This is a genomic window from uncultured Clostridium sp., assembly GCF_934754915.1.
In the GTDB taxonomy this organism is placed as follows: domain Bacteria; phylum Bacillota; class Clostridia; order Clostridiales; family Clostridiaceae; genus Clostridium.
In genome coordinates this window covers 1-13,113 of the sequence record NZ_CAKVKB010000095.1, presented here as the reverse complement: position 1 = coordinate 13,113, position 13,113 = coordinate 1, and the positions used below count along the sequence as shown (strand labels likewise).

Sequence of the window (13,113 nt, the reverse complement as noted above, 5' to 3'; positions counted from 1 at the left end):
CTCAATAAGATTATATCATAAATACAAATATATTTTTATAGATTTGTATAGATTATTTTTAACTGTTAAAAGCCCCCTATGTATCTACTCAATTTGAATTTCTCTTTATTATTCCAGCAAGAACTCCTGCTATAATTCCACCTGTAATGACACAGATTAAAGTAGGCATAGAATCTATTACTTCTTTTATTCCATTTATGAATGAATCTCTGCTGAATGAACATATTGCTACTGCAAGCCCCATATCAATAAATGCTGCTTCTTTATTATTATCTACAAATCCTTTGTAATGATTAAAATACCAAAGCGTTCCTGTTAATATGAATCCACTTATCCAACCTCCCTTAAGACCAAATATACCTGTAATAATTCCCCATAAAGTATTAAGTATTATTGCTGATGTGCCAAATCCTATAAAACTTCTAAAAAACGATTTCATCATAACTAAAACCCTTCCTTTTAATCATTAAAAATTTATCTGACTAAATTTTAGCACATTGAATTTATATTTTTTTATTTGTTCATTCGTTTGTAAAATATACTATGATTTAGTTAATTGTTTTTTATAGAAACACTGTGTTTTTTATCTTTGCTATGATTTATTCAAATTTAACATTATATCCGTTACAAAAACTTAATTTTAAAAATTTTTTAGTTTCATGTTTTTGTTTTATATCTTATCTCTATTTTCATCCCTACTCAAAAAATCAAAATTTCTTTCATATTAGTTATAAATATTAAACACAAATCAATATATAATACGTTACAAGCATACTACACTATATATTGTGAAGTTAAAATTTGCTTAAAACATATAAAAATATCAAAGAAATCTTAAAAAAATTTCATCCTTCATTGTCAATTGCCCCTTGTTGTACATTATCAATTAAAAAGTAAAAGGAGAATACCATACAAATAAGTATTGCAGTATTCTCCTCTTTTAATTAGTTTTTTTATATAATATTCTATTTAAAGCTCTTCACCATTAGTCTTAATTACATTCTGATACCAGAAGAAACTCTTCTTTCTTATTCTTCTTAAATCCTTAAGATCAAATTCATCTCTATTAACATAGATAAACCCATATCTCTTCTTGAATCCTTCATGAGTACTTATCAAATCAATAGCTGACCATGGACAATATCCTATTAAATCAACACCATCTGATATAGCAAGTCTTGCTTGTTCAATATGTTTTCTTAAATATTCAATTCTATAATCATCATTTATAGTATCATTTTCTTCAAGTTTATCATATGCTCCAAGGCCATTTTCAGTTATTATTATTGGAAGATTATATCTTTGATATACTTCTCTTAAAGTATTTCTGAATCCAACTGGATCTATTTCCCATCCAAATTCAGTCTTTTGAAGGTTTTGATTTTCAGCACATCTAAATACTCCCTGTTCACCAATTCCCTTCTGTTGATCTCCTTTTAACATTTCGCCAGTAATTTCACCTGGAAATTCTTCAACTGTTATTGTGCTATAATAATTAAACGCTACAAAATCAGGATGTCCACTTCTTAATGCTTCCATATCTCCTTCTTCAATAGTTGGTTCTATTCCCTTTTCAACCATGTAGCTCCATGCAACCGGATTATATCTTCCATATACAGCCATATCTAAATATAGCCAGTTTCTTATTGCAGCACAATTGCTTGCTGCTAATATATCTTCTGGTTTTGAACTTGCTGGATATACTGAGCTTATATTTGGAGCAGGTCCAATTTTAGCATCTGGACACATATCATGACATAGCTTCATAGCTTTAGCCTGTGCTATTAACATATGATGATTTTGTTTATATAATTCTTTTTGAACATTATCTGTTTTGATTCCATCTAAAGTTCCAATAACATCTCCAGAAAGAGTCATTATATTTTGTTCATTTATAGTAAGCCAGTACTTAACCCTGTCACCATAATTTTCAAACATAACTTTCGCAAAATTTACAAACGCATCAATAGTATCTCTGCTTGACCATCCACCCTTTGTTTGAAGAGCTGCTGGTAAATCAAAATGATACATTGTAACTATTGGCTGTATTCCATATTTTAAACATTCATCTATTAAATTGCTGTAAAATTCTATACCTTTAGGATTTACTTCACCAACTCCATTTGGAATAATTCTTGACCATGATATAGAAAATCTATATGCTTTAAATCCCATTTCTGCAAATAACGCAACATCTTCTTTATAATGATGATAATGGTCGCTGGATACCTTAAAATCCGGAGTACCTTCTGGAATTTTTTTTATATCCTGAACAGATGGTCCTTTTCCATCTTCCAATGAAGCTCCTTCAACCTGATATGCTGATGTAGATGCTCCCCATAAAAAGTCCTTTGGAAATTCCTTTAATTTTTTATGAAACATAAAATCACTCCATTCTATCACTAATCGTTTTCATTATTTTTTTATCTGAACAGAGTCAGTTGCTATAACTTATAAAAAGTAAAAGGGGAAACAATTACTTTATTTAATTGCTCTGTTCAGATTTTTATTTTGGGTAAAAATGTATAAGCTTAATTGTTTTTTCTAGCTTGATTAGAGTATAGCATATCTTTTAAATAAAAATAACAATTTTACAAGTTTAGTGACATTTCACAATATTAAGTCATTTGTTTCTTTTTATAACACCTTGTTTTAACAAAAAATGAGCCTGTAATAAAACTACAAGCTCATTAAATATGTTACAAGATTAAAACTATATATAATTAAAGAAATCTTAGAAAGATTTCAACCTTCATTGTAAATTGTCAATTGTACATTGTACATTGAATTAAATTTCTCCATCAAGCATTCGTCTAATTGCCTTTCCAACTCCTGACTCAATATTAGAAGCTGTTATATACTTTGCAGCTTCTTTAATTTCAGGTATTGCATTTTCCATTGCAACACTATTAGTAAATTCTTTAAACATTGAATAATCATTAAGTCCATCACCAAGAACCATTACTTCATCTCTTTTTATCCCCATTTTTCCTGCTGCTTTTGCAAGTATTGCACCTTTAGTTGCTTTGATATCATTGACTTCAATATTAGTTACAAAACTTGCTGATACAGATAAATCACCTAACTTTTCAACTTCACTTCTAAGTTCCTTTATTTTCTCCTCATCTTCACCAAATGTAACAAACTTAGCTATATTTACATCGCTCTCTAAAAATTCGTCAACATCAGTTATATAATTCATGTTTATAAAATGTGGATTATTTTTAGCAAAGTCAATTCTCTGTTCTTCATTAAATTCAGGATGAAATGACTTTGATCTTTTAAGCATTCCAGTCCATAATTCTTCTTTTGTGTTTGTAGTATAATATCCATTGTCAGTATATATTTCAACTGAAAAATCACCTTTAAGCATAACATTTAGAATATCTCTGACCTTACTCTTATCTATATAAATACCTTCAAGAACATTTCCATCCTTGTCGTAATATTCTCCTCCATTTAAAGCAACACATTCACAATCAAGACTATATTTTTCAATTATTGGACGTACATCACTATAAGAACGTCCTGTTACTATTGCAAACTTTATTCCTTTCTCTTCAGCTTCCTTTATTGCTGCTAGATTTTCCTCTGATATGCTATGATCTCTGTTTAATAATGTTCCATCCATATCAGATGCTATTAATTTTATCATTCTCTATTCCTCCATAACATGTTTAGGGTACTTACTTATACACAAATTAAAATTTTTCACTCACATACATTCTAAATTTAATATGCAGTTTATGCTTCCTTCCATATTGTATGTAGAAAGTCATAATTTAAATTTGAAATTTTTCATATTAACATAAATCATAAAAAGAAATCAATATGCATGTTTCAAGATTAAAATTGCATTTAAAATTTATGTGATTCATATAAAAAATCTCTAAGAAATCCTGCAAGTATTTCATCATTCATTGTCAATTGTCCATCGTTCATTGTCAACTGAAATATTAATAATTAACAAACAAGTAGAGTATATCAAATAACTTCAATATACTCTACCCATAAAAAATATTATAGTACTTCCCCATTGGTAGCAATCACATTTTTGTACCAGTCAAAGCTCTTCTTCTTATACCTTTTAAGGTCTCTTAAATCTTTTTCATCACGATTTACGAATATAAATCCATATCTCTTTTTCATTTCACCCTGAGAACTTAAAAGATCTGTAGCGCCCCAGGTTAAATATCCTATTACTTCAACACCTTCCTCCATGGCAAGCTTCATCTGCTCAATATGGTGTTTTAAGTAATCTATTCTATAATCATCTTCTACTGTTTTATTTTCATTAAGTTCTTCTCTCACACCTATTCCATTTTCAGTTACGAATATAGGCATTCTGTATCTTGAATACATATCCTTAAGTGCAACTCTCAATCCAATAGGATCTATTGCCCATCCCCATTCATTTGAATTAAGTTTTGGATTTGGAGTTATTCCCTTAATTATATTTTTATCTTCTGGTGAATATTTTACAGTCATACTCTGATAATAACTTATAGAGAGATAATCCACTGTATTTTCCTTTAAAAGTTCAAAGTCTCCAGCTTCAGTTTTAAGTGTAATTCCTTTATTCTCTAAGCGTTTTGTAAAATATGTTGGATATTCTCCATTTACAAAAACATCAAAAAATAAATCATCTGCAAGTTCCTTAGCTTCCTGTGCTGCAAGTACATCTTCTGGCTTGCATGAATAAGGATATAAAGTATTATATGCTACCATACCACCCATCTTAGCTTCTGGACATATCTTATGCAGTGCCTTCACAGCTTTTCCATGAGCAACAAATATATTATGGCATAATTGATATATGACTGCTTCTCTGTCTTCATCTTCTCCAACTGTAACTCCCCATAATTTAGGTTCATTTATTATAAGATTCTGTTCATTGAATGTAAGCCAGTATTTTACTTTTCCTTTAAATCTTTCAAAAACAGTTCTTACATATCTTTCAAATAAATCCACAACTTTTCTTGATGCAAAACCATTGTATTTTTGTGCAAGATTTAATGGAACATCAAAATGATAAAGTGTTATTACAGGTTCGATTCCATTTTTTAAAAGTTCATCAAACATATCATCATAAAATTGAAGTCCTTTTTCATTAACTTCACCTTCACCATCTGGATAGATTCTTGCCCATGATATGCTTGTACGATAAGCATTGAATCCCATTTCCTTGTACAAAGCTATATCTTCCTTATATCTATGATAAAAATCAACAGCAACCTTCCAGTCTGAATGGTCATCCTTAATTTCTCTTGCATCTACAATTGATGGTCCCTTGCCGTCTTCATTCTAGGCACCTTCTGTCTGGAATGAAGTAACAGCTCCACCCCACATAAAATTTTCTGGAATTACATTTTTTCCACTCATAATCTAAAGCCTCCTTGATTTATACAGTCTAATAATAAATCATCAGTAAAGCTGATAATCCTTTAATTCAATAACATACATTATAATAATATAGCTGTCATATTATTAACATTAATTTGACCAAAGGTCTTCCCCATTAGTTCTTATAACATTTTTATACCAATAGAAACTCTTTTTCTTATGTCTGTCTAATGTTCCAGTACCATCATTGTTTTTATCAACATATATAAATCCATAACGTTTTTTCATTTCACCAGTACCAGCACTAACTAAATCTATACATCCCCATGTAGTATATCCAATCAGATCAACGCCATCTTCTATTGCTTCTCTCATTTGGATTATGTGATCTCTTAAATAATCTATTCTGTAATCATCATTTATTGATCCATCAGCTTCAATTTCATCCACAGCACCAAATCCATTTTCAACAACCATAAGTGGTATATTATATCTTGCATATATCTTATTTAATACAGTTCTAAGACCAACAGGATCAACCTGCCATCCCCAGTCACTTGCTTTTAAATAAGGATTCTTTAATCCTAAAGTCATGTTTCCACCTATGTTTTCAATGTCTTCTGGATGAGCACTTTCACAGCCTGACATATAGTAGCTGAATGTATAATAATCAACTGTACCTTCTTTTAAGATGTCTAAATCTCCATCTTCCATTTTAATGTTTATGTTATGTTCTTTAAAATAACGTGCTGCAAAATGTGGATATTCTCCTCTTACCTGTACATCACTGCAGAAATAATTGCTCATTTCTTCTTTGTATTGTGCCAAAAATACATCATCTGGATGACAAGTATATGGATAAATTGCTTCATATGCAATCATACATCCAATCTTGAAATCAGGATTTATCTCATGTCCCATTTTTACTGCTTTAGCACTGGCAACAAATTGATGATGTAATGCCTGGAATCTCATCTGTTCATTATCCTGGATTTCACTTATAGGACCTCCTTTAGGATCAAGAAGCATTCCTCCTCCAAAGAATGAACCAAATGGTCTTGCTAGTATGTTTATTTCATTAAATGTAAGCCAGTATTTTACTACATCTTTATATCTTGTAAATATAGCTTTGCAGTATCTTAAATAACAATCAATTACTTCTCTTTCTGCCCATCCTCTTCCATTATATTTTTTAGTAAGTCCATATGGAAATTCATAATGTGATATTGTAACCAATGGCTCTATATTATATTTCTTTAATTCCTTAAATACATTATCATAAAATTTTAATCCTTCTTCATTTGGTTCAAGCTCATCACCATTAGGGAATATTCTTGTCCAATTGATAGACATTCTAAAAGTCTTAAATCCCATCTCTGCAAATAATGCTATATCTTCTTTATATCTATGATAGAAGTCAATTGCAACATGGCTTGGATAATATGTTCCTTCTTCTAATTCTGGTGTAATTCTTCTTGGTGTTGTATGAGTTCCTCCAGTCAATACATCAGATGTGCTTAAACCTTTTCCACCTTCTCTGTATCCACCTTCAAACTGATTTGCTGCAGTAGCTCCTCCCCATAAAAATCCTTTTGGAAATTTGTTTACATATTCTTTTAGCATAAAACACCCTCACTCTCTAAAATTAATCTTTTTGCTGTTCTTAAAAATTTTTGTTTATTTTTAGTGACTAAATATATATTGCAAAATTAAATGCAAAGTCAAATCTATTTTCCTAACATATGTAAAAATATTAATCTGGTTGATAATCCAAATTTCCTGCAAGATAGTTTAATTAATCCAACATATGTGAAAATATTAAAGAAATCTTGAAATGATTTCATCCTTTATTGTGCATTTTCAATTGCAACATCTCTATATTTATAAAATATCATAATTAAAAATTTTACAAAATACCCAAATCATATTTAGTCACATATTATCTTATATTGTTATTTGTTTTATCATAAAACATGTTGTTTTACATATAATCTAATCTGAAAAAATCTTGCAAAGATTTTAACCTCAATTGTCCATTGTACATTGTACATTGTCAATTGCCTCTATGCTCTCTGAAAATTGAGGAAGATATTTTTTATGTGCAACAAGCATTTCATCTAACAGCTTCTTTGCCATCTCCCCACTTGGAACGAGAGGATTAATAGTAAATGCCTGTAATGCTCTGTTGTAATTACCTGTAACTGCTGCTGAAATAGTAAGTTCTTCCATTCCTTTCATAAGCTGAACCATTCCCCTTGGAGCAGAACTAAATGATCCCCATGTTATAGGCTGTGGTCCTTCACCTGTTATTATGCTTGATACTTCTACTATTGAATCATATGGAAGATCTTTTATTGCTCCATTATTCTTTGTATTTACCACCATTCTTGTATTTTTGTTGTTATATATTGATGCTATAAGTTCACATGCTGCATCACTGTAATAAGCTCCACCTCTCTTTGTAAGCTGTTCAGGTTTGTAGTCAAGTTTAGAATCTTTGTATAATTCAAACAATTCAGCTTCTGTTTTCTTTACAACTTCAGCTCTTGTTTCACCCTTCTTAAACTCTTCCAGCTCATCTTTAAGCATATCATCTGTACTATAATAATATCTGTGATATGGACAAGGTAATATTCCTAAATCTGCAATCTGCTCATAGTTATATTCAATGTCCTTTATATTGGCAACTCCAGCATCTTTTCTCTTTCCTCTTTTTTCTGGATTATATAGCTTTTCTATAACTTCTTCTGTTCTTTCATTTCCATCTTTATCCCATACTCTGTGCCAGTGGAAGTGGTTTAGACCTGCAAACTTAAAAATCAAATCTTCTTTCTTAACATTTAAAATTTCTGCACAGTCATGCATACAGTTGATTGGCACATTGCATAATCCCACTGTCCTTTCCCATCCACCATATTTTATAGCTGCTTCTGTAACCATTCCTGATGGATTTGTAAAATTAACAAGCCATGCTTCTGGACATAACTCCCTCATGTCATCAATAATATCTAAAATTACTGGAATAGTTCTAAATGCCTTGAGCATTCCTCCTGCTCCATTAGTTTCCTGACCAATTATTCCATAACTCAAAGGAATTCTCTCATCTTTTACTCTTGCATCTAAAAGACCAACTCTGAACTGAGTTGTTACAAAATCAGCATTTTTTAAAGCCTTCCTTCTATCCAGTGTAAGATATACTTTCCAGTCAAGACCTGCTGCTTTTATCATTCTCTGTGCCATTGCACCTACAATATTTAATTTTTCTTTTCCATCTTCAATATCAACAAGCCATAATTCACTTATTGGAAGTTCATCTTTCCTTTTTATAAATCCTTCTATCAATTCTGGTGTATAACTTGAACCTCCACCAATAGTGACTATTTTGATTTTTCTTTTTTTCATGACTTCCGCCTCCCAAATTTTGACTTTTTGCTTTAAATCCATTTAGAAAATGTTTTCATTCCTTTGTATATAAGATATCACATTTTTCATTTCAATTCCTTAATTCTAAAATTTTAGGAACATGAATATATTGAAAGTCATTTGTTTTTTACTGAAACAGAGTGTTTTTTATAAACTGAAATTATATTCTTATAAGTTAATATATATTTCAACTGATAATTTATATTACCAATTGTAAAGTAAAAAAAGAAACTCTTTTATAGCAAGCATAATCACGCCTGTTATAAAAGAGTTTGATTATAATCAATCATAATAATCATTTTATATGTTTCATATAATAAAACCAAATAATTAAAGAAATTTTGGAAAGACTTCATCCTTAATTGTCCATTGTCAATTGACAATTAACCATTGTAACTTAAGCATTAACTGCTTCAATATTATTTCCACTCTCATCTGAATCTGGTACCTTTGCAACAAAGTAAACACCTGCAATCACCATAAGACTACATATTACTGTTCTTATGCTTATTTCTGTTCCATTGATAAATCTGTCAAAAACAATTGACCATACTACATATGTTATATTTAATCCCATTGCTCTTGTAGGTCCTATTCTATATATTGCATTATAATAGAATAAATATGATATTGTTCCACTTAATGCAGTTGCTGCAATCCACCATATTACATTTGTTCTTAAAACTTCAAAACTTAATCCGATTCCTCCAACAATAGGAACTATCAAAACACCATAAACTATAGCTGATGTAAGCTGTCTTATCTGAAGAGCAAATTCTGAAGTAACTTCATCATCTTTCATTCCATATGCACAGATTACACATTCACTACCCCATCCAATTACACAAAGAAATGCACATAAAAATCCAACAACACTTGTTCCACTTTCACCTGAAGAATATCCTAAAATAGTTACACCTACAATTGCAGAAAGAAGACCAATCCATGCTTTTTTATTTAATTTTTCTTTTAATATAAAATAAGATAAAATTGCTCCTACTGCTGGGTATAATGATGAAATAATAGCTGTATAAGATGGTCCTATAAGTTTAACTGCTAATAGATATCCAGTCATTCCTACAGGTCCTCCCATAAGAGCTGCAATAACAACAAACAATGCACTTCTTGTTCTCATAGCCCTAAATAGATTTCCAGTCTGTCTTTTTAATGCAAGATATATGAAAGTCCATATTGCTGAAAATGTATCATGAAAAAATGCTGTTACAAATGGTGCCAAGAAAACTGCTTCATCTGGAAGAAATGGTGCCATTCCAAGTACAACTGCCATTAATACTGTATCAAGTCCCCATGTAGCAGCTGATGTTATACCACTCATAACTCCTATCTTATAATTGTTTTTGCTGTTTAACATATAAAAATCCCCCTCTTTTTTATTGCAATGGACATTAAAAATTTTCTATTTATAATATTTTAAATACATTTAAGTAATATTCTGCTCTTTTAATCACATTAAATGCATTTTTTAATAATTTTATCACTGTACTATAATAATCCTAAATACAGCTATTTTTTAAGTTCATTTTCTGAACAACTTTATCCTATCATTGTTCAATGTTCATTTCAATATGTTCAGCAAAAAAAATTAATTTTTTTTCAATTTTAATTTAACAAGTATTTTATCTGCAAATTCAAAAAACACCTGATCTTTTGTTAAAACTAATATTCCTAAATATACAATTCCACATATGCCTACTTCTAACACACATGCTGCAAATATACTTCCTATAAATTTCTTTATTATAAAAGTTATAGGTATAAAAACAAGTGAATAAAAGAAATATTTCATATTTTCATAAGAGAAAAGATTTATATCTAATTTTATTACTTTTTTTACAAGCCTGTATTCCATAAATATTACTATTACATTAGCAATAAGCGTTGTTGCAATTGCTGTAACCATTGAAAAAGTTCCTGTAACAACTAGAAGTACATTAAGCACTAAGTTTATTATCCCTCCAATAAGTACAAGCATAGCATCTTCTCTTTCTTTTCCATGAAGATATATCATTTGATTTGCTATAACACCTTCAACACCAAGAGTCAACATATATAATGCAAACACTATCATTGCTGGTACTGCTGGAAGGAACTTCGCACCTCCAAACATATATATGGCTTCCTTTGAAAGACATAAAAGTCCTATTGATGCAGGAAAAAGGAATAAGAAATATATCTTTATTACCCTCTTTAAAAGAGTGAGATATTCATTTTTTGATTCATTTCCAAGGTAATTTGAAAGTCTTGGCATAGTAACCTGAATTACTGTAAGCATCAATGTGTTTATTATTGTCATTATTCTCTGTGCAGTATAATAATAACCAACATCTGTAGTTCCAATATTGCTCTTTATCATTATTTTATCCAGCTGAGTATATAACACACCTGTGTTTGATAATATTACCACATATAGCATTGGTCTTATATGTTTTGCAAATTCAAGATTAGAAAAATCAAATTTGATTCTTCTCTTTACATAAATAAAACTTATTATATTATTGATAAAATTAAATCCTACAACTAAATATAAGTAAAATAAATAATCTCCATCATTTCTTACAAATAATAAAATTAATGTTGAATATATTATTCTTACAACCATTGTTTTAATAGCAATGAAATCATAATTTTCTAATGCTTCATTAACCCATTCAACATAAAACATATTGAAAACAAGGTTAAATCCCATGATTATACATGTATACATATATGGTTTGTCTTTATATGCAACTGCTACAAAAAACATATACGCTGCAGATGCAATTATATTTGTTAAAAAAGAAAACAGACACAGACTTGTAAATGTCTGTCTTAATTTAGTCTCATCATCACGCACTTTACTTATTTCTCTAAGACCATACTGATATATCCCAAAGCTTGCAAATATAAGAAAATATGCAGTGAGAGAATCTCCATATCCCATATATCCATAAAGTTCTGGACCAACTGCCCTTGTAACTAATGGAATTACAAGAATAGGCAATATTATATTGAATAGATTCAGCATTGCCTTAAATATTGCGTTTTTTGACATAGATTTAGCCATTAAATTCAGCCTCCACATTTTCATCTTTATTGCAGTATTCCTGCTTTATTTACTAATTATTCAAAATCTAACAACAAACTTACAATCATCAATTGTTTTTACTTATACAAGTTTACATTTTAAAAAATACATTGTCAATTTAATAAATTATATATTCCAATTGATAATGTACAATGGACAATTGGATATGAAATTTTTTTAAGATTTCTATAATTACTTATTTTTAATAACTGAGAATTTTTTATATTAGCATAAATATAAAAAACAACTCAACATATGGTATATCTCAAATAAATATAGACACTATATTTTGAACAAAATTATATAAAATTATAATTATGAAATATCTACAGCTATGTATAATAACCAAAAAATCCAGCCAAGACTCTATTATTTATTGCAAATTGTTAATTGAAATATATCTTTGATAGATTTTCGGTTTTATGATGTCTATTTTTACATTTTATATATTAAATTCTATTTTTATGTAAAATATGTAGACTTTTTACAATTTTAAGTGTATAATTAAACTAACGTTTGTTAGTTTGAAATTATATGTAATATAATCCTTAATATCTATTCCAATGACAAAAATATATAAATTAAAGAAATCCTGAAAAGATTTCATTCCTCATTGTCAATTGTCCGTTATTAATTAAAATATAGTTTCAAACTTTAACTTCTGATAAAAGTTTAATTTATCGAGATAGGAGAGACATAAATATGAATACTAAGGAAAAGATATTAGCTTCTTCTTTGGAACTTTTCTCAGTAAATGGATATAAATCCGTATCAGTTCGTGATATTGCTTCCAAAACTGGAATCAAAGCTAGTTCTTTATACAATCATTTTGAAAATAAGCAGGATATATTTAATCAATTGGTTTGTAAAGGTGTTAATTATACAAAAGAATTTTTAGATATGATACATTATGAATGTATTGATCATTTTAAAAAAATCATGGATTTAAAATCATTTCATGATAATTTTGTAAAGATAAACATGAATACAATAAAACTTGTCCTTAATAACAATACAATAATAAAATTACGAAAGCTTCTTATAATCGAACAATTTAATAATCCAGATTTGTCAGATTTATTTCAGAAAATATTTGTAACCGATGTTTTAAAGAGTGAATCGGAAATATTTAATATTTTAATAAAAAACAACCTTTTAAGAAAATCAGATCCTGAATTTCTGGCACTTCAATTTTATTCTCCAATTTTTCTCATATTATATAATAATAAAGAAGCATTTAACGAACATGATTATAATAAGAT

At 29.0% G+C, this 13,113-nt stretch carries 8 protein-coding genes and 1 pseudogene; 1 reads left to right on the top strand and 8 read right to left on the bottom strand.

Going from position 1 to position 13,113, the window contains the following annotated elements; genetic code table 11:
• Nucleotides 1-88: 88 nt before the first annotated feature.
• From Q0F58_RS13335 to Q0F58_RS13300, 8 genes and pseudogenes are all read right to left on the bottom strand, one after another.
• On the bottom strand, nt 89-442 hold the full coding sequence (locus Q0F58_RS13335; protein ID WP_294377417.1) for a Lin0368 family putative glycerol transporter subunit: 354 nt from the start codon (nt 440-442) through the stop codon (nt 89-91).
• A 527-nt stretch (nt 443-969) separates the two neighbouring features.
• The gene (locus Q0F58_RS13330) at nt 970-2,382 is read right to left on the bottom strand and encodes a glycoside hydrolase family 1 protein (protein WP_294377414.1); all 1,413 of its coding nucleotides are present in this window, start codon (nt 2,380-2,382) and stop codon (nt 970-972) included.
• A 406-nt stretch (nt 2,383-2,788) separates the two neighbouring features.
• A complete protein-coding gene (locus tag Q0F58_RS13325; RefSeq protein ID WP_294377413.1) occupies nt 2,789-3,655 on the bottom strand; it encodes a Cof-type HAD-IIB family hydrolase in 867 nt (288 codons plus the stop codon).
• Between the two features lie 365 nt (nt 3,656-4,020).
• Nucleotides 4,021-5,382: pseudogene (locus Q0F58_RS13320) on the bottom strand (glycoside hydrolase family 1 protein).
• A 111-nt stretch (nt 5,383-5,493) separates the two neighbouring features.
• Nucleotides 5,494-6,966, bottom strand: coding sequence for a glycoside hydrolase family 1 protein (locus Q0F58_RS13315; RefSeq protein ID WP_294377412.1), 1,473 nt, complete (start codon nt 6,964-6,966; stop codon nt 5,494-5,496).
• Nucleotides 6,967-7,368: 402 nt separating this feature from the next.
• A complete protein-coding gene (locus tag Q0F58_RS13310; protein WP_294377410.1) occupies nt 7,369-8,745 on the bottom strand; it encodes a 6-phospho-beta-glucosidase in 1,377 nt (458 codons plus the stop codon).
• A gap of 418 nt (nt 8,746-9,163) precedes the next feature.
• A complete protein-coding gene (locus Q0F58_RS13305; protein ID WP_294377408.1) occupies nt 9,164-10,138 on the bottom strand; it encodes a DMT family transporter in 975 nt (324 codons plus the stop codon).
• 231 nt (nt 10,139-10,369) lie between these two features.
• On the bottom strand, nt 10,370-11,830 hold the full coding sequence (locus Q0F58_RS13300; protein WP_294377406.1) for an oligosaccharide flippase family protein: 1,461 nt from the start codon (nt 11,828-11,830) through the stop codon (nt 10,370-10,372).
• Nucleotides 11,831-12,553: 723 nt separating this feature from the next.
• On the opposite strand from Q0F58_RS13300, the gene Q0F58_RS13295 reads away from it, so the two are divergent.
• A partial coding sequence (locus Q0F58_RS13295) for a TetR/AcrR family transcriptional regulator (protein WP_294377404.1) occupies nt 12,554-13,113 on the top strand: 560 nt, incomplete at its 3' end.